The following is a 19,409-nucleotide window of genomic DNA, read 5'->3' on the forward strand; positions in this document are numbered from 1 at the left end:
CCATACTTTGTCCCATTGTGATGGTTTCCCTGAGTTTGACCGAAGCATACGCACAATTGCTCAATCAAAATTCCTACCGGCTTGAAAGTACCAAAGCCGTGTCGACGTCGAATGCGCCATTGAGCAACAGCGTTACGGACATTGTCATTTCCGGTAACACTGTGTGGCTCGGCACTGGCAAAGGACTTAGCCGATCGACGGACGGCGGCCAAACCTGGACAAACTATTTTGGGAGACCCGAGTTCGGGCAGGAAGATATCTCTGCAGTTGCGATCCATAACTCTGAAGTGTGGGTCGCGACCGCCCACGATACCACAAGCGAAGGGAGCGACCTTCCGGTAGGAAGCGGTCTACGCTATTCTTCCGACGGAGGAGAAACTTGGACGGTGATTCCTCAACCGAGGGACAGCAAGGATGTCGACACGCTCTTCTATAATTCTAAGAGTACTATTCTTGCCCTTGGCGTGAAAACCGACGTTAACAATATAACATACGATATTGCCGCCACAGACAGCGCCGTTTGGATTTCGTCATACGCAGGAATGGCGCGCAAGTCAACAGATAAAGGAAAAACATGGCAGGTTGTCATAATTCCTCCCGATGGTCTTGACAGCATTTCACCGACAGACTCGCTTGCGTTTGACATGTCCCCTGTCTCAGGAAACCTCGGACTCATCGGCAACCTCAATCATCGGGCATTTTCCGTGTATGCAGAGGATTGGTCTCATGTCTGGATCGGAACAGCCGGCGGCATCAACAAAACAACCGATGGCGGAAAATCGTGGGTAAAATACAATCACACCGATGAAGCGCTGCCGGTTTCCGGAAATTTTGTCGTGGCACTCAATAAACAAACTTTCGGGGGACGAGCTATAATGTGGGCGGCGACCGTGAATGCCGATGATCCAAACGAGAAACGGGGCGTAAGTTTTTCTGCGGACAGCGGACAGACATGGAGCACAACGCTCCTCGGCGAGTTTTGCCACAATATCGGCTTCAAGGATTCATTGGTTTATGCCGTAACTGATAATGGGATCTTTCGTTCATCCGATGTCGGGAATTCATGGATGGAAACTGGAACAATCTACGACGATTCCACAAAGCAGCGCGTCACGACAGCGGCATTTTATTCGGTCAATGTCTTAGGGGAGACTGTTTGGTTCGGCGGTGAGGACGGTGTTGTGCAAACGGAGGACGATAATGCTCACTTGTTCGGATCGTCCTGGCGCCTTCTCCATGCCGCCCAGGGCCTTTCTTCCGCTCGATCAACATACGCCTTCCCGAACCCTTTTTCACCGGCGAACCAAAGCGTGCGGCTCCACTATTATGTCGACAAAGCATCCGCAAATGTCACGATCCGTATATTTGATTTCGGGATGAACTTGGTGCGGACCGTCGTTTCTGATGCAAGCCGCAGCGGCGTTTCAGAACATGATGAAATCTGGGATGGAAGGAACGACAAGGGTCGCCAAGTCTCCAACGGCCCTTATTTCTATCAAGTCGTGGTCGGTTCTGAAAAACCTGTGTGGGGAAAAATCCTTGTCCTTCAATAAGATGACTAAGAAATTTCTATTTTTCATTCCGCTTTTGATTCTGATTGTGGTTTTGCCTGTGCAAAGCCAGATTGCCGGAACACCGGGCGCTTTTTCTCGGCTCGGTTTCGGCGGACGGGGCATGGGAATGGCCAATGCACTCACTTCGGTGATCGATGGAGATATTTCGAGCTACTACAATCCTGCGGTCACTCCTTTCTTGACGGACAGGGTCGCTGCTCTTTCGTACGGGCTCCTCTCTCTCGACCGGTCGCTGAACACCCTTTCGTATTCTCAGGCAATAAAACCAACCGCGGGCTTTTCCGTTGGCATCATCAATGCCGGCGTAAGTAAAATCGACGGCCGGGATAATGACGGATTTCAAACAGGAGATCTGTTCACATCGGAGAATCAGTTTTCGTTTGCGTTCGCCAACAGGATGTCGAGGTTTATTTCGCTTGGCATCGCCTTCAAGATCTACTATTGCCGCCTTTACGAGAACATTTCATCAACCGATCTCGGGATCGATGTTGGCGGGATCGCGCGTCTTTCCGAAAACCTTACCCTCGGTGTCGTTCTGAAAGATCTGGGAGCAAAATATAAATGGGACACCTCGAACCTTTACGGCGATCAAGGAAACACCACCACGGAACCTTTTCCCCTTCTCCGAAGGGTCGGTTTAAGCTATGCGTTCAACGACAACGTTGGTCTGATCTCGGTGGATTTTGAGAACAGCAATCAGAACACAAACATTATTCGCGTGGGCGGAGAACTGGTCTTGAGCGATTACTTCACCGTCCGAGCCGGACTTGATCATTGGCAGACCGACGACCCGGCCCAGGCAGCTCCAACATTCGGATTCACCGTGCTAACGAGTACAAGCCCATTGACGCCAGTAATAACATATGCGTATGTGATTGAGCCGTATGGACTTTTCGGAATGCACCTCCTTTCCCTCTCGACAAGATTTTAGGATCGATCATGACAAGAGCACACGTTACGCTTCTCATTATCAGCTTATGCTCATTTTCGCTCTGCGCCCAAACAGAAAATGCTTCGACCGGACTTGCATTTTTGAAATTAGGAGTCGGCGCGCGTGCCATCGGCATGGGTGAAGCATACAGCGCCCTTTCCAGCGACGCCTCCGGCGTCTATTATAATCCGGCGGGAATTTCTTTCGGGTCGGACGATGAAATCACCCTCATGCACAAGCAGTGGGTCTTCGGCACAACGTCAGAATTTCTTGGAGCCGCGGTTCACTCACAGCATTTTGCGTTCGGCTTCGGGTTCAATTCAACAAACGTGGACGATATCGAAATCCGCCAGCAGCCCGGACCGCCCGAGGGAACATTCGGACTGCACGACCTTGCAATCTCCGCCACCGCCAGCTGGCGCATCGACACCTCGCTCAGCATCGGAGCGACGGGTAAATTCCTCTATGAAAAAATCTATGTCAACGAATCCGACGGCGCAGATCTCGATATCGGCGCCCGGTATCAATACGATCGACATTTTGCGTTCGCTGCCGTGTTGACGAACATCGGCTCAATGAGCAACTTGCTGACGGAGCCGATCATTCTTCCCGCAGGCGCTCGGTTCGGAGCTTCATTCCAAAGCACTCCCGTGGATTACCTCGCATTTACGCTGGCCGGAGACGCGTTAAAGACTTTTAAGGACGACGGAACACGCATCGACATCGGAGGCGAGCTGGCGTACAATTCCTTCATCGCTTTTCGGACGGGTTATCAATTCGGTTACGACGCAAAAGGATTCTCCGCCGGATTCGGCCTTCGGTACGGCTTGCTCCAGCTCGATTATGCCTACGTCCCGTTTCTGGATCAATTGGGAGACACTCATACCTTTTCGCTGACGTTCCGATTGTAAATTCAGGAATGATATCTGTTGGCTGACCAACCTCACATACTGTTCACGTCAACATTCCATTCTTCGTTCATCGACGAAGACATCCGGCTTCTCCAAAAGAATTTTCATGTCACTACAGCCATCACAAAAGGGTGGGTGGCGCCATTCGTGCTCCTCCGAAACCTTTTTTCCGCAGACCTCACCTTTTCATGGTTTGCTTCTACGTATGCCTCCTTCCTGGTTTTCTTCGCGCATCTCCTTGGGAAAAAGTCGATCCTTGTCCTCGGCGGAGCCGATGTCGCAAAGGAAATTGAACTGGGGTACGGCATTTGGAATAGCCGGTGGAAATCGTACATCGTCCGGTACGGCATCAGTCATGCCACAGCCGTTCTTGCGGTCGACCAATTCTTGAAGCAAGAGGCGATTCGCTTGGCCAAATACTCCGGCGATAACATCACCGTCGCCCCCACGGGCTATGATCCGGAATATTGGACCGCAGACGGCGCCAAAGAACAGCTTGTCCTGACGATCGCTTCGTGCCCGGATGTGATGAGGGTTAAACTTAAAGGAATTGATATCTTTATTGCCGCCGCGGAAAAAATGCCCGACATCCGATTCGTATTAATCGGTTTGAATGCAAACGTTGCTTCTTCATTGAGCATTCCATCCAATGTTCAATGCCTCTCTTTTATGCCGCAAGAAGAGATAAAAAAATGGTACCAGCGGGCAAAAGTGTACTGTCAACTTTCGCTTCGTGAGGGATTACCAAATACCGTGTGCGAGGCAATGCTGTGCGAGTGCATTCCGGTGGGAACAAACGTCGGCGGGATTCCAACGGCCATTGGGGATGCCGGCTTCCTCGTCAGCTACAACAGCATCTCAGAGACAGTAGAAGCGATCCGTTCGGCACTGCTCCGACCGCCGGATGACGGCGTCCGTGCGCGAGCAAGAATTTCAGAGCGATTTGCCCTCGCCAAAAGAGAACGTACCTTGCAGGAAACGGTCGCAAAATTGGCGCCATGAAACCGCACGCAAGAAATATTCTCTCCCTTTTCGGGTTTGACGCCCTCGGGCGCTTTCTCGGTTTTGTTTCGACAACATACTTAGCGAGAACGCTTGGCAATGGAGCGTTTGGAGTAATGAATTTAGGCTTGGCGGTTCTTTCGTATGGATTGATCTTCGCAAGCCCCGGCGTGCACATTATCGGAACAAGAATGGTTTCTCAACACACATCCGATGATTCGACGATTCTCAAGCAAGTGACAACACTGCGCTTCGTCCTGGCTCTCTGTACTACGGCGGTCATGACCGCCGGAACAGTTATTCTCGTTCGCGATGTGACCACAGCATACGTCGTCATTTTCTATTTGGCTTCTTTACTCCCGTTTGCCCTTCAGCTTGAGTGGTTTTTTCAGGGCACGCAACGGATCGCCGCTTTAGGAGCGAGCCGTGCGGCAGGGCTTCTCGTCTTTGTCCTTCTTGTCATCTTCATCGTGAAATCCGAGGCCGATATCATTCTGGTCCCTGCAGCGTACTTCGTGAGCGCGGCCGTGAACGCAATTGTCCTTTATTTTGCAAATCAAAAAAAGAGGACCGAGGACCGCGCTCTGATCAAAAATACGCCTTCGGCAACCGTCCGCTGGAGCTCAATCCTTCGACAATCCTTGCCTGTCGGCGCCGCGGTCATTATCGGGCAAGCCGTCCTCAACCTTCCGGTTCTCCTTCTGGGCGTTTTTGCGACAACGGCGGATATCGGAAATTTCAGCGCCGCATCGAAGCTGATATTTTTCCTGCTCGCGATCGACAGGGCAATCTACGTACTGTTCTACCCGCTCGTGGCAAAGTCGATCAAGTCGGCGCCCATGGGGGTCGGAAAACAAGTGAGCCGAATCCTCAATTATGTCCTCATCGTTGTGTTACCGATTTGCACCGGCGGGCTGGTCCTTGCGCGTCCCATTATCGTTCTCATTTTTGGGCCAGCCTACGAAAATTCGAGCCTCCTCCTTCAGATTCTCCTTTTTTATTTCCTCTTTACGATATTAAATAGTATTTTTGCGTTTATCGTGATTGCAGCGGGCAACGAAAAACGATATTCAGCGATCATGGTCACCGTGTCGAGCGCGCTGATCGTTGCCCTGGTTCCGCTGACATATTATTGGAAGGCCGCCGGCGCTTCATGCGGAATGGCCGCTGGAGAATGCTTCATGATGGTTCTGATGTTCCGCGAATGCCGCGCATCAATTTCTCCGCGATTGCAATTCCAATCGATCAAACCCGCGGTTTCTGCCTTATGTATGGGGTTGGTCATCGTTTCTCTGCCGTTCACGGCACTCTATGTTTTGATCCCCCTTGGCATGATCATTTACTTTGTTTCAATGATTGTGTTGCGGGGAATAGGAAAAGAAGATCTCATCTTTCTTAAAGAGCGTTTCCTTTGAAGATCTCAATCGGTATCATTCATGATGAACCTGGCTGGGAAATTCTTTTCAGCCAGATCGGCCTCAGCTGGAAAGCTATTTCGGCTTCGGACGAAATTACACCGGAGACCTTTTCGGCTGTTGTGGTCAATGCCTCGCCAAGCTCACTCCAGGAAAAAGTCCTGGCAGATTATCTTGCCAGCGGAGGAGCAATTCTCGCGGTCAAAAATTACGCACACCCCTTAACCCGTGCAAAATCAAAGAGCAAATATTTTACCTCTCTCCCCCCTTCAATGTTTGATGGCTTTCATCAGGGATCGATGATGGACATCTATGCATCGGGCTTCACCGACGCGGACTCGTCGAAAAGCCGGCACCCTCTTCCAATAATCTATCGGGTTGGGAAGGGAATCATAGCCACAATTCCTTTTGATATAAATGCCCTGATCCTCGACGGACGGTCAAAGAGGAAAAATTTCTATTTCGAAAAGGACCGCCTGCCCAACGAGATCGTCGCCACCGTCTCGAAGGGAGCACTCCGTAAGTTTGTGACGGAGGTGCTGCAATTTCTTCATCACGCCAGGAATATTCCCTTCATCCACAAATGGTATTTTCCCGAGGACCGGCAGACTATTTTTACCTTTCGCGTCGATTCCGATCAAGGCTCTCCCGGCGAGGTCGACGAATTGTATGCGTTGTGCAGGGATCACGGCATCCAGACGATGTGGTTTATTGATACAAAAAGCCATGAAAAGTGGCTGTCGCATTTCAATAACTTCGACAGGCAGGAAATCGGCATTCATTGTTACGAGCATATGACGTTCCCGACCGAGGAGAAAAATCTTCAGAATATTCTAAAAGCATTGTCACTTCTCAACGCACAGGGGCTGCATCCAAAAGGGGCCGCGGCCCCGTACGGTACGTGGAACATCTTCATCGCTTCGGTTTTTGAGCACATCGGTGCGGGTTTTTCGTCCGAATTCGGCCTGGACTACGACGACCTCCCGTTTTTTCCATATGTTAACGGTAAATTCTCCCCCGTCTTGCAGCTCCCGATCCATCCGATTTGTGTCGGAAGCATGAGAAGGGTCGGGTATACAGCGGATGACATGAAGAACTATTTTTTGCAACTGGTCGATACGAGGCTCGCGGACCGGGAACCGCTTTGCCTTTATCATCATCCGACTCATCACCATTTGGACCTATTTGCGGACGTGTTCAAGTACATCCGTTCCAAAAAGATCGACAATTATTCGTATTCCGAGTACGCCTCATGGTGGCGAATACGCAACCAGACTCGCTGGATGCACGATTTCGACAACGCAAAGAATGATGTCATTGCGGAATGCAGCGACGGCAACGCAGGGGTCCACTGGCGCATTGTTTTCCCCTCCGGAGAAGAGTCCATCACGAATGCGGAAGGGACAGTTCATTTGCAATCGCTCCCCCATCGGCCTCCAACGGCCAAACCGGATCCTCCGAAGGATATCGCCCGTTCTCGGACGTTCGACGTTCGCCACCTGGTGGTCAATTTACTTGACGCGTGGTACAAGAGGACGCAATGAAAATTACGATGGCCTGTTATCAATCGGTGTCTCTTATTCGCGGCGGCCCGCGCGTGCAAATCTTGCAAACAAAGAGCGAGCTTGAAAAACTCGGCGTCGACGTGTCGCTCTTCCAAACTTGGGATTCCGCTTCCGGTTTCCACCCCGACATTTTTCATCTCTTTTCGGCCAACCTTGGGACATTCCACCTTGCAAGGAATATTGAGCCCCTCGGAATTCCGCTCGTGACCTCGCCGATCTTTTTCACACGGCACTCAGCGCGGTCAATTCGTCTTGCACTCGGGCTCGAACATACGTTAAAACGCGTTCGCACCGGCATCTGGACCGACTATGGCTACACGGAACAAATATGCAAATGGTCCCGGGCTGTTCTCCCGAATACGACGGATGAAGCTCGCTTAATCGAAGACGGCCTCAGCATCCCGTCGCAAAAGATCTCTGTCATACCGAACGGAGTCGATGCCCGGTTTGAGTCCGGCGATCCATCGTTGTTCAGGAAAAAGTACGGACTGGACAATTTCATCCTCAACGTCGGCCACATCGGGCCGGCGCGCAAGAATGTTCTTGGGCTTATCCGAGCGCTGCGAACCATCGATCATCCTGCTGTTATCATCGGAACAATTATCGGCAAGGAGGGAGAACGGTGCGTTAAGGAAGCGGCAGAGAACAAGAGGATACTTCTTATCCCTGGATTGGAAAACGATTCTGAAATGCTCGCGTCAGCTTATGCCGGTTGCGACGTCTTTGCGCTCCCGTCGTTATTTGAGACACCGGGCATTGCCGCTCTTGAGGCTGCTCTCGCCGGCGCAAAAATTGTCATTACTCCGGTCGGCGGAACACGCGAATATTTTGGTACGATGGCACAGTATGTCGACCCGTACTCAGTTGAATCAATCCGCGCCGGAATTCTTGCCGCATTGAATAGGAATCGTTCGCCGGAATTGAAGCATCACATCAAACAGGAATATTTGTGGAACAAAGTCGCCGAAAAGACTTTGGCGCTGTATAAAAAAATCTTGTAAGCGTGCGCCCGTGAAGAACCAACGAATTCTCATTATTCGCCCCGACAGGATCGGCGATGTCGTACTGGCGACTCCGCTTATCAAGTCGGTGCGACAAGCGTTTCCACAGGCGTTCATCGCGGTCATGGTGCATCCGTCGAACGTATCGTTGCTTGAGAATAATCCCCATATCAGCCGGATATTAACCGATGACCCGAAAGGGGCCGACGCGGGGACGCTGGGGTTTTGGAGACAGGTAGGGCAACTCAGGAAGTTGAAGTTTGATACAGGATTGATGCCGTTCCCCCGCGAACGGCACGCTTGGATGATGTTCCTTGCGGGGATTCCAACGCGAATCGGCGTTGGAAAAAAAATATATCAATTATTGACCTTCACAAAGAGCACGAGCCGGCACAAGTATATTCCTCTGAGGCATGAAGCCGACTACATGCTGGACCTGGGGGTGAAAATCGGCGCACCTCCGCGCGAGATGAAACCGGAGCTCTTCCTCACCAACGATGAGAAAAAACATGCGCGGGATCATCTTTCATCGCTCGGAGTTTCATTTACCAGGCCGGTCATCGGCGTGAATCCTCTTTCACGCAGTTCGTCGCCTAATTGGAAGCCCGATCGATATTCTGAATTGATCGAGCGGCTTCTATTGCGATTCAACGTTATCATCAATCTTGGACCCCACGAATTGCAGCAGCGGCACCTGTTCGAACCGCTCGAACAGAACGGAGCAATCATCCTCGCTCAACCGTTACGGCAACACATGGCAAGCGTGTCGCAACTGTCGGTCCTTGTCTCTTCATCGACGGGTTCGATGCATATTGCAGCTGCGCTCGGTATCCCGACAGTCTCTCTCTTTTGTCCCCTGACTGCCTGTTCGCCGAAGCTCTGGGGACCGCGCGGAAACAGAGCCGAGGTCATCCTTCCTCAAGAACATTATTGCCAGACTCGCTGTCCGGGGGACCCGAAAATATGTCCGCTCGATGATATTGAAATCCCCCAGGTGATCGATCGTATTGAACTGATTTTGCAAGAAAAGAAAAATCCGTAATTGGAACGAGTGTCGCGGCATGCATGTTGTATACAGTAATTTATTTACGGAGAATTCATGAAATATCTCGTAGTTGCTCTTATCCTTTCGGCCGCGCTGATGAACGGGGTTCTTTCCGCGCAATCAAGACAATCCGCCATGCATTGGAATTCTTTTGATGCCGGGATGGAGGAAGCCAAGGCGAGTCACAAAAAGGTTTTGGTGGACATTTACACCGACTGGTGCGGCTGGTGCAAGAAAATGGACAGCGATGTCTACACCGACCCAGGGGTGAAGGACTATCTGTTCAAGAATTATGTCATCATCAAGATGAATGCTGAAGGGAGCGGGAAAGTACATTACAAAGGGCAGGAATATTCCCCCGCGCAGCTTGCCGCGGCATTCGGCGTGAACGGCTACCCATCAACCTTATTCATGAGGGATAACGCCGAACCTATCACATTGCTTCCAGGATACGCTGAAGCCCCGATGTTTCTCCTCGTGCTTTCTTTTATCGCCGAGGACCAGTATCAGAAAAAACAGTTCAGCGATTACCTCAAAGAAAAAGGGGTCAAAGAGTGACTCCGCTTCATTGCACCTGAAGTTTCTTCTGCACAAATCCTTCGACGGCGCGAACGATGCCGTCCAGATCGATCATCTGAATGCATTCGAGGTTGTACGGGCATGCTTTTTTCCAGCATGGCGCGCATTGCAATCCCTCGGGGATAAATTTTATTCCGCGCTCATATAGATCGATCTCGTTCCAACAACTGAGCCCAAACCAGGCGATCACGTATTTTTTCAGGCCGATCGCCACGTGCATGCCGAATGAATCTCCAGTAATGATAACGTCGCAAATATTCTCATAGCAGATCCCCCGCCGCACCCCCTCCGTGGTAGGCGTGTTGATGACCTTCTTCCCCGCACGCCTGGCAATTTCCGCGTTGCGCTCGGTGTCTTCCGGACCGCCGACCAGGACGAGTGCGACCCCCTCTATCTCCGATAATTTTTCAATCAGGATCACGTGTTGTTCAATTGTCATTTTTTTGTTCGGATAGAGGTATGAACATCCCGTGTTGAATCCGACCACCACTTTTCCTGCAGTCAGGCCGATGTCTTTCGCATACTGAGCGCAATACCCCTTCTCCTCATCAGAGAGGTTTAAGGAATAATCATCGCGGCGAAACTTCAGCTTCATCGCTTCCTGCAAAATTTCCGTTCCGTATTTCTTGTTCCTCCTGAATTTGAGGTCATCGTCGAGGCCGAGCAGGTAGCTGTATTCAGCTTCTTTATTCAGCGGGATAATGACTCCGTCCTTATTCAATCCGAAGCCGATCTTCTCCCTCGCTTTCAGGGTGTTACAGAAGGCACAGGATCGCTGTGTTTTGTCGGTGCTGTACACGATATCGAATTCAATGCTTTGGAGGATCAGCCAGTTTTCCGGCTCCCAGGTGTACACTGCATCGACGTATGGATTGTTTTCAAGAAGCCGGTACGCATTTTTCAGCGTGATCCATGAAATATGGCTTTGAGGGTACTTCCTTTTGATCGCCGGCAGCATCGCCGTTGTTTGAAGGACCGCTCCCATTGCATCGAGGTTGATGATCAGGATCCTTCTCCCGATCGGATCCGGGTCAGCACATTCTTCATAGCATATCGTTCCCGGGAAACACGGCTTGTAGCCGGTGAACCTTTTGCAATCGGGAATTCGAACCTTCTGCTGCCGCTTCTTCGACGCGGACCTCTTCTTCATGCTTTTTTCAAGTCGTTGGAGTGAATTGCTCGTTGTTTTGTGATTTGCCGACAAGAAGCGTAAACGCTTCCATAACGCGGTCGACTTCCAATCTAGTCATGCAAACATTTCCAATGGGACAGGACGTAAGGGCGCATTCGAGGCAGTCAAGCTCTTCGTTCCTTACCCATCTATTCTTATCACCGAATGGTCCTTGCTGACGCGGATTTGTCGGTCCGAAAATTCCGAGGGTTGGAATCCCAAGCGCCGCTGCAATGTGCATTGGGCCCGAATCATTGCTTACCACGAACGAACATTTCTGAATGAGCGCTCCAAGTTCGGAGAGCGTCGTCCTGGGGATGACATGCGGCGGTGATTTCATCTTTTCAGCGATGACACGAACGTCTTTCTCTTCTCCCGGTCCCCAAAGCAAGGCGATATTGGCTCCGCAACGTTCACTAATGAGGTCACCGAGATGAGCATAATGTTCTAGCCCCCAACGTTTAGTATACCAACCTCCGCTCGGATTTACACCAACCACGACTTTTCCGTCCAAACCCTCCGCGCTAAACCATTGGGCCGCTTTCTTTTTTGCCGGTTCCGGCACTGGAAAATAAGGCTGCGAATGGAGCACCGGAATATCGAGCCTCCGTAATGCATCCAAGTTAAAATCTATATTATGGGTGTTTCCGGTCCGAGGGGAAACGATAATATTGAACGCATACTTTCGCCAACGGAACGGGAATCCCACGCGCCATCGAGCGCCGCTCAGCCGGGTTATGATCGCCGACCGAGGGTTCGAAAATAGATCAATGACGAGGTCGTATTTCCTCTCCCTCACCTGCCGTATCATACCTGCGCTTGAATCTTTTTTTCGTTCGAACGTTAGCACACTCGACAACCAGGGATTCCCAACGACAGCCTCCGCGGCAAACTTGTCGGTCAAAAAATCGATCTGGGCAAGCGGATATTGTCCACGCAAATTCTGGACGACCGGAGTAGATAACAAAACATCTCCGATGGCGCGAAGTTTGATAACAAGTATTCGATTGATATGTTCTGGCTGAAGAAGGATACGAAAAGCGCCTGATTGAACGGGTTCGTGTTGATGACGGCTGAAAAATACGAAAATTCAGAAGGGATGTCAACGAAAGCTGTGGACGGCTAAATTGCATCCAAAAGCATGAAATTTGCATTTTGACGCTTTGAAACTGGAGGTTCCTCGGAAGAGAATTTCTCTTTGTCGTGAAACGTACATTCGTCATAGAGCGGACATTGACCGCACCGAGGACGTTGAGCGAGGCAGACCGTCCTTCCAAACCGTATGAGGTTTGTATGGAAGGAATACGATTTCCCGCTGGGAACAAGCGGCCTCATCGCAGCGAATGTTTGATCCGGATTTTTCGTTTTGACCAGACCGAGACGGTTACAAATTCTGTGAATATGGGTGTCAACGGGAAATACTTCCCGCCGAAGGGAAAAGAGAAGAACGCAGGCAGCGGTCTTGAATCCAATTCCGTGGTACGACGTGAGCGTTGATATAACTTCGTCATCCTTCATCGTTTCAATTCCACGCAGCCGGTATGATCCGTATTCATCATGGACCTTTTGGAGCAGTGCCTTGATTCGCCGGCTTTTCTGATTCTTCATCCCCCCCACCTTGATCGCAGAAGCGATCGCACCAACCGGAGCTTCGGCCACTTTTCTCCATGTTGGAAATTTCTTTCGCAATTCAACGTACGCCCGGTGGCTGTTCCGGTCATTGGTATTCTGAGACAGCAGCGTCCCTATCAGCATGTCGAGTGGGGCGCTGCGTTCCTTTTTTTGACGTGGAACGCCAAAATGATTTTCGAGGATCCGAATACAACGAATTGCGTTCTGTTTTTTCTTCATTGATTGCATAGGCCGATGGTATGAAAATACAATACAAGCGATTGAATTCCAAACGGTTATGAGCATTGATGGTGTTACAGTTTGAGAATTTCCCCTCTCGCTTCCAAACTCAGTTTGGGAACGGCTTCGGCAAATTGTTTAGCGGCTGAACCTATTCACTTCGTTCCCGATAGGAGATTGGGAATAAAAGAGCCTTGCCCTACCCTTGGAATGTGGAGCCGTGGCACTGCCTGAGCATTGATTTGCGATGAAAAGAAGCATATATTGAAAGCAATTGAGATGCAGTATTTGTCAATGCAGTGCACCGTTATTCTATGATTGTCATGAAGTTCGGCGGAACGTCCGTCGAGGATGCCCGCGCGATCGACAACGCCATCACCCTTGTCGCACGACAAAAGAAACAAGGCCCGGTTGTCGTCCTCTCCGCTATCGCAGGTGCCACCGATACACTGTTGAAAGCCGCTGAACTCTCGGTGGCCGAAAAGCTCGACGATGCGACGCTTCTATTAAATAACCTCCTTGAACGGCACGTTCTTATTGCTGAAAACCTCATCGATTCCCGTTCTACAGTTCAGCAGCTTATCTTCCAGCTTCGAACCAGATTTGAGGAATTGAGGAACCTTTCGCAGAGCATCGCCATTCTTGGAGAACTGACCAAGCGCTCCCTCGACACGATTGCCTCGATGGGTGAATTGATGTCCTCGCTGATCTTCGCCGAAGGCATGAAGGCGAAAAATGAGTACGTCGCGTGGGTCGATGCGCGCACCTTCATGATGACCGACGATCATTTTGGGAACGCAACTCCCCTTTTTACAGAGATCGACAAGAAGACGCAGGAGATCATCACACCCCTTCTCGATGATGAAGCCGTCGTCGTCACGCAAGGGTACATCGGTTCAACAGTTAAAAGAATTACCACAACGCTGGGACGAGGCGGGTCCGACTACTCAGCGGCGATTATCGGGGCAGCCTTAAACGCGGAAGAGATACAAATCTGGACTGACGTTGACGGCATTCTCACCGCAGACCCGAACATCACTCCAAAGGCGAAAAAGCTAAGAACGATTTCGTATAAAGAAGCCTCCGAGCTGGCGTACTTCGGGGCAAAGGTCCTCCATCCAAGCACCATTCGCCCTGCGGTGCAGAAAAATATCCCGGTGGTCGTGCTGAATTCTCGGCGGCCACGTTCGACGGGAACGCGCGTTGTCGCGAATCCTCCGGAGTCGAACATTTCAGTAAAGTCGATCGCAAACAAAAAAGGGATCACCGTCGTCAATCTCCAGGCATCCCGCTTTCTTTCAGCGAACCGATTTATCGAGTCTATTTTCGAGGTATTTGACAGGCACCATACCCTTGTCGACCTGGTGAACACTTCTGTAGCATCCGCATCTCTCACATTGAGCAATGCCGAAGTGCTCGATGCCATCGTGCCCGAACTTGAAGAATTCTCGGACGTCGTCGTCTTCAGGAACAAAGCGATCGTCAGCATCATTGGGGAACGGCTTCATTCAACGGTCGGAATCGCCGACAGAATTTTTCAATCACTCGGCGACATCGACGTGATGATGATCTCACAAGGGGCATCGGAGTTGAATGTCAGCGTAGTTATCGACAACGACAATGTCACTGAAGCTGTACGCCGTCTGCACAAGGAATTTTTCGAGCCTCTCCCTCAAGAGGCTCTTTTCGAAAATATCGCCACATCATGAACCACGATCTTCTGTGCGACCGTAAAACACATCCAACCGAAAACACTATTGTAACACTATGGCACGCCTAAAGAAATTCCGCGGGACAGGAACTGCGCTCGTCACTCCTTTCAAGAACAACGGTGCCGTCGATTACGACGCGCTTCGAAGATTGATAGATTTTCAGATCGCCGGGGGCGTTGAAGCCATCATCCCGATCGGCACAACGGGAGAAAGCCCCAGCATTTCTCCGGAAGAACATCGCCGCATATTGGAGACGGTTATCGAACGATCCCACGGCCGCGCAAAAATCTTTGCGGGAAGCGGGAGCAACTATACCACCAAAGCGATCGAACTGACCCGTTTGGCAAAGCAGCTTGGAGCTGATGCAGCCATTCTTGTCGCTCCGTATTACAATAAGCCCACACAAGAAGGTTATTTTCAGCATTACAGAGCCGTTGCAGAAGCGGTCGATATCCCGTTGATCGTCTATAACGTTCCGGGGCGGACGGGGGGCAACATCATGGCGTCGACAACCTTGAGGATGGCAGAAGAAATTCCTTCGGTCATCGCTGTGAAAGAGGCTTCCGGGAACATCGCGCAAATCATGGAGATCGCACGCAACAGACCGAAACATTTTTCGCTTCTCTCAGGCGACGATGCGATCACCCTGCCGATTTTATCCGTTGGAGGAGACGGCTGCATCTCCGTTGTCTCAAACCAACTGCCGAAGGATTTTTCCGGTATGGTACGCGCCGGATTGGCCGGCAATTGGAAGAAAGCGCTGCAGCTCCATAACAGACTTCTGCCGTTGATGAATGCAAATTTCATCGAGACAAACCCGATTCCCGTCAAAGCTTCCCTCGCCATGATGGGAATGATCAACGAGGTTTACCGGCTGCCGCTTGTTCCGATCGGAGCGAAAAACAGAAAAGTCCTCAAAAAAATCCTGCACGACCTGGGCCTGGTTTAGCGCAGAGTTCGGGTCATTTTCATCGTACGGTACAGCAAAAAGCCCCGACGGCGGGGCTTTTTTACTTTGCAAATTCAATCGTCTTACCATGTCCTTTCTTCTTTCCACGGATCGGCGGTGTTGCTATATCCGTTCTGCTCCCAGAAGCCGGGACGATCGTCCTTCATGAATTCCAACCCGTTCACCCACTTGGCCCCCTTCCAGGCGTATCGCCGTGGGGTGAAGACCCGCATCGGACCGCCATGCTCCCTCTCGAGCGGTTTGCCGTTCACGGTATGGACGAACATGACCTCCTCATTCAACATCCATTCCAACGGAAGGTTTGTCGTATAGCCGCCGTAAGCGTGTTGCATAACATATCTGGCGTCGGGTTTCGCTCTAATCGTACCCATCAAATCCGAGAACATCACTCCCTCCCACTCGTCGCCATATCTGCTCCAGGTGGTCACGCAATGGAAATCCGCGGTGAGTTTCCTCTGCGGCAGTTTCAAGAATTCATCCCAACTGAAAGTGACAATCTCTTCGACAAGCCCCCATAACTTCAGCCGCCAATCGGCTGTCGAAATTTTAGGAGTTACGCCGTATGTCAGAACGGGGAATTTTTCCGTGGTATATTGCCCCGGAGGAAATTTCGGCTTGCCGAAATAATTCAGCTCGCTTGAACCAGTTACCTTTGAACGAAAGATTCCCATACCGCGTCCCTTGAATTTTCTACCTTCATTCAACACAGACAGAGAACACAAAGTTCGGCGCGCAAATAGGGTTCAATAGAAATAGTAGTGGCAGGCGATCTGGGGCATAGGGGCAATGTCTCCGTTCGAAAAATAGACAAAGACTCCCTCGAGAGAAACGTTGATGGCTTCTTGCACATTCAATTCACCTCCCACCCCAATACCGAGCCGAAAAGGAGCAGCAAAACTGTTGCTTCCAGATCCGTTGTAAAAATAGCTTGCCGACGGTCCGAAGTATAGACGTGTCGAACGGGCGCGAACCAGGTCATATTGGAACTCACCCCCAATCGATGCAGATGTCTGTCCCCCGCTTTTGATGATACCGCCAATAATCTGATATGATACTTTGGATGGAAGATGATTCCGGAAGCTGATTCCAACACCCGACGCGGGTCCGGCGGAAAGGCCGAGGCCGTAAACATTCTTTCCCAGATTTTCAGCCTGCTGGCTTCCCTGGACGCTCACCTGCGGGTATACCAATGAAGGGACAACAATGAGTATGAGTACCAAAGCATATAAAGAAATTTTCACTCTCGCCTCCTTGAATCATACATTCGTGGTAATCCAGCGATACATTTCTTTGAAATTCGGCCGTTTGCCGGTAAGCAAGATCCCGATGCGAAAAACCTTCCCTGCCACCCACATCATTCCCACGATCGACGCGGACAAGGTAACGAGCGAGAGGGCAATCTCCCAGAGGTCGGGAGCCTGAATTGAAAGCCGGAGCGCCATCATCGTCGGGGTCAAAAGCGGTATCTGTGACAACACTTTGACCATCAGTGAGTCCGGATTTTGCATCGCAGGAACTGCCAGAGCGATCGGGAACATCACCAGCAGGGTGACGTACGCCGTCATTTGCTGCGCTTCCTGTTCTGTTGAGACAGGCGCCCCTGCGGTAACAAAGATCGCAACGTAGAGAAGATAGCCGAGCACAAAATAGAGAAGCAGAAGCGCGATGTGATCAAAGGAGACGAATGGCGTCTGCATGGTAAAGTTCACTCCAACTAAAATCAAAAGCCAGAATGAGATCGTGGTCAGTCCAAGGAGCGACAGACCCAATATCTTACCCATCAGCAATTCACTCGGGGAACAGGACGACATCAATACCTCGACGATCCTGTTCGATTTCTCTTCGATAAGGCTTCGGATCAGCATCTGGCCGCTCGTCATCACCAGCATGAAGAGCATCATAATGAAAATATAGCCGGTGAAAAATGTTTCGAGGAAGCCGGATTCCTTTTCCTCTCCTTTGGATGAGACCTTGATCGTTTTTACATCGACATCCGTCGAGAGGCCCCGTATCTCTCTGGAGTTATAGCCTTTGGCCTCAAGCCTACGTTCGATGATGACATCTTCGAGAATCTTTGAGAACCGCTCCTGATCCCTGATATTGCCCACATTTTCCGAACGGTATTCGATCTTCCCCTTCTCCATAACGTCCGACGGGAGAAGAAAATATCCTTCGATCTCGTTGTCCAGGATTTTCGCGGTTGCAAGTATCTTCAGGTGATCGCGCGATGAGTCATCGTCGGTGATCTTCACAAGCTCATAATTTGCCGAGCTGTCGGGAAGCTTGAATTTCGCGATGCGTTGGCTGAGATACGGAAGGAGCGAATCTGTTTCGTCGATCACACCGATCTTCCGTACTTTCTCATCGGCTTTTGACGCGAGGAAACTTGGAATAATTGTGAACACGGCGATGATCGTCGGCATCATGAACAGACCGATGATGAACGCCTTGGTCTTTACACGTTCCAAATATTCCCACTTGGCGATCCGAAAGGATTTATTTTGCATTGGCTGTCTCCTCTCCGGTTCGCTGCAGTTCGGCAGTAACAAGTTTTCTGGCCTTCAAATACCTCATGAACGAAAAGAGAGAAACAGCCAGAAGGACCATCGGAGCATCCCACGATGCCTCTCCTTTCTTCAACGTGATGACACCCAAGACCAACGTTCCGACAAGCGCGAAGATAAAGAGAAGCATCGCCTTCCTTACGCGCGCGTCGCCCGAAACTGTTTTCGTTCTCACCGCAGCCGGTTTGGTCTCCTCGCGCTCTGCCGACTCATCAGGAACTCCTACCACATCGAGGAAGATCGAATTCAGCGACGGCTCGACAAATTCAAATTTTCTGATATCGACTTTCGGGACGATGGAAGAAAGGAGCTCGCGGGATGATACACTGCCGTTGAGCTGCAGTTCTGCATAATTTTCATAGATCGTCGCTTTCTTTACCTGTGGCAGCGATGAGAGAAACGAACCGTCGCCGGCAAACTCCACATGAACGGAATTTTTCCCAAACTTTTGTTTGACCTCCTTCATGCTTCCTTCGAGCACAATCTTGCCATGGTTGACCAGGCAGATCTCATCGCACAACTTTTCTGCCGAATCCATCTGATGGGTCGAAAAAATAATCGCCTTCCCCTGCTGCTTCAATTCCTGGAGGATATCTTTCAGAATGATCTGATTGACCGGATCGAGCCCCGAAAATGGTTCGTCAAGCACGATGTAGGAAGGATCATGAAGGATAGAGATAATGAACTGGACTTTTTGCTGGTTGCCCTTCGAAAGCTCTTCGACCTTGCTTTTCGCATACCCTTCAAGGTCAAACCGCCTGAGCCACTCAAGAGCCTTTTGTTTGACCCCCGGCCCGGTCATTCCCCGCAAGCCGGCAAAGTAAAGGATGGTGTCCAGAAGCTTATTTTTCTTGTACAATCCCCTTTCTTCGGGAAGATATCCAATGCGATTTTGGATATTCCCGTCAAACGGCGCGCCGTCAAACGTCACAGTTCCTTTATCCGGCGTCGTGATGTTGAGGATCATGCGGATCGAAGTGCTTTTCCCCGCTCCGTTCGGACCAATAAGGCCGAAAATTTTTCCGGGCTCTACTTGAAGAGAGACATCGTCAACGGCCAGAACATTGACATACTGTTTCCGAAGGTGCTCCGCGATAATCATAAATTTTCAGATATGA

General features: G+C 50.6%; 18 protein-coding genes. 11 read left to right on the plus strand and 7 right to left on the minus strand.

Annotation, left to right across the window (positions count from 1 at the left end; genetic code table 11):
* Positions 1-20: 20 nt before the first annotated feature.
* The 9 genes from VMF88_05580 to VMF88_05620 are packed head-to-tail and all read left to right on the plus strand — an operon-like array spanning position 21 to position 10,002.
* A complete protein-coding gene (locus tag VMF88_05580; GenBank protein ID HTY10523.1) occupies positions 21-1,553 on the plus strand; it encodes a FlgD immunoglobulin-like domain containing protein in 1,533 nt (510 codons plus the stop codon).
* A 58-nt stretch (positions 1,554-1,611) separates the two neighbouring features.
* Positions 1,612-2,505, plus strand: a complete 894-nt coding sequence (locus VMF88_05585; protein HTY10524.1) for a hypothetical protein — start codon at positions 1,612-1,614, stop codon at positions 2,503-2,505.
* 8 nt (positions 2,506-2,513) lie between these two features.
* Entirely contained in the window at positions 2,514-3,416 is a 903-nt protein-coding gene (locus VMF88_05590) for a PorV/PorQ family protein (GenBank protein HTY10525.1), read from the plus strand.
* Between the two features lie 18 nt (positions 3,417-3,434).
* On the plus strand, positions 3,435-4,418 hold the full coding sequence (locus tag VMF88_05595) for a glycosyltransferase family 4 protein (protein HTY10526.1): 984 nt from the start codon (positions 3,435-3,437) through the stop codon (positions 4,416-4,418).
* Entirely contained in the window at positions 4,415-5,833 is a 1,419-nt protein-coding gene (locus tag VMF88_05600; protein HTY10527.1) for a flippase, read from the plus strand. The genes VMF88_05595 and VMF88_05600 overlap by 4 nt, the downstream gene beginning before the upstream one ends.
* Positions 5,830-7,377, plus strand: coding sequence for a hypothetical protein (locus tag VMF88_05605; protein HTY10528.1), 1,548 nt, complete (start codon positions 5,830-5,832; stop codon positions 7,375-7,377). Before VMF88_05600 ends, VMF88_05605 begins: the two co-directional genes overlap by 4 nt.
* Complete coding sequence (locus tag VMF88_05610) at positions 7,374-8,399, plus strand: glycosyltransferase (protein ID HTY10529.1); 1,026 nt, start codon at positions 7,374-7,376, stop codon at positions 8,397-8,399. Before VMF88_05605 ends, VMF88_05610 begins: the two co-directional genes overlap by 4 nt.
* 10 nt (positions 8,400-8,409) lie before the next feature.
* A complete protein-coding gene (locus VMF88_05615; GenBank protein HTY10530.1) occupies positions 8,410-9,441 on the plus strand; it encodes a glycosyltransferase family 9 protein in 1,032 nt (343 codons plus the stop codon).
* A gap of 57 nt (positions 9,442-9,498) precedes the next feature.
* The gene (locus VMF88_05620) at positions 9,499-10,002 is read left to right on the plus strand and encodes a thioredoxin fold domain-containing protein (protein ID HTY10531.1); all 504 of its coding nucleotides are present in this window, start codon (positions 9,499-9,501) and stop codon (positions 10,000-10,002) included.
* Positions 10,003-10,009: 7 nt separating this feature from the next.
* On the opposite strand, the gene VMF88_05625 is transcribed toward VMF88_05620, so the two are convergent.
* The 3 genes from VMF88_05625 to nth form a co-directional block, all read right to left on the minus strand.
* A complete protein-coding gene (locus VMF88_05625; GenBank protein HTY10532.1) occupies positions 10,010-11,173 on the minus strand; it encodes a glycosyltransferase family 9 protein in 1,164 nt (387 codons plus the stop codon).
* 7 nt (positions 11,174-11,180) lie between these two features.
* Entirely contained in the window at positions 11,181-12,161 is a 981-nt protein-coding gene (locus VMF88_05630; protein ID HTY10533.1) for a glycosyltransferase family 9 protein, read from the minus strand.
* A gap of 155 nt (positions 12,162-12,316) precedes the next feature.
* Entirely contained in the window at positions 12,317-13,045 is a 729-nt protein-coding gene (nth, locus tag VMF88_05635) for an endonuclease III (GenBank protein ID HTY10534.1), read from the minus strand.
* A gap of 323 nt (positions 13,046-13,368) precedes the next feature.
* On the opposite strand from nth, the gene lysC reads away from it, so the two are divergent.
* A complete protein-coding gene (lysC, locus tag VMF88_05640; protein ID HTY10535.1) occupies positions 13,369-14,754 on the plus strand; it encodes a lysine-sensitive aspartokinase 3 in 1,386 nt (461 codons plus the stop codon).
* A 58-nt stretch (positions 14,755-14,812) separates the two neighbouring features.
* The gene (dapA, locus tag VMF88_05645) at positions 14,813-15,706 is read left to right on the plus strand and encodes a 4-hydroxy-tetrahydrodipicolinate synthase (protein ID HTY10536.1); all 894 of its coding nucleotides are present in this window, start codon (positions 14,813-14,815) and stop codon (positions 15,704-15,706) included.
* 83 nt (positions 15,707-15,789) lie between these two features.
* Here dapA and VMF88_05650 read toward each other — a convergent pair whose 3' ends face one another.
* The 4 genes from VMF88_05650 to VMF88_05665 all read right to left on the minus strand — a co-directional run bounded on the left by VMF88_05650 (position 15,790) and on the right by VMF88_05665 (position 19,393).
* Positions 15,790-16,398: a sulfite oxidase-like oxidoreductase gene (locus tag VMF88_05650; GenBank protein HTY10537.1), complete on the minus strand. Its 609-nt coding sequence runs from the start codon at positions 16,396-16,398 to the stop codon at positions 15,790-15,792.
* Positions 16,399-16,470: 72 nt separating this feature from the next.
* Positions 16,471-16,968, minus strand: a complete 498-nt coding sequence (locus tag VMF88_05655) for a hypothetical protein (GenBank protein HTY10538.1) — start codon at positions 16,966-16,968, stop codon at positions 16,471-16,473.
* Positions 16,969-16,983: 15 nt separating this feature from the next.
* Positions 16,984-18,234 carry an ABC transporter permease gene (locus tag VMF88_05660; GenBank protein HTY10539.1) on the minus strand — a complete coding sequence of 417 codons (1,251 nt, stop codon included), beginning with the start codon at positions 18,232-18,234 and terminating at the stop codon, positions 16,984-16,986.
* Positions 18,224-19,393, minus strand: a complete 1,170-nt coding sequence (locus VMF88_05665) for an ATP-binding cassette domain-containing protein (GenBank protein HTY10540.1) — start codon at positions 19,391-19,393, stop codon at positions 18,224-18,226. The genes VMF88_05660 and VMF88_05665 overlap by 11 nt, the downstream gene beginning before the upstream one ends.
* Between the last annotated feature and the right edge of the window lie 16 nt (positions 19,394-19,409).

The sequence above is a fragment of the Bacteroidota bacterium genome (genome assembly GCA_035506275.1).
In the GTDB taxonomy this organism is placed as follows: domain Bacteria; phylum Bacteroidota; class Ignavibacteria; order UBA10030; family UBA8401; genus JAGVPT01.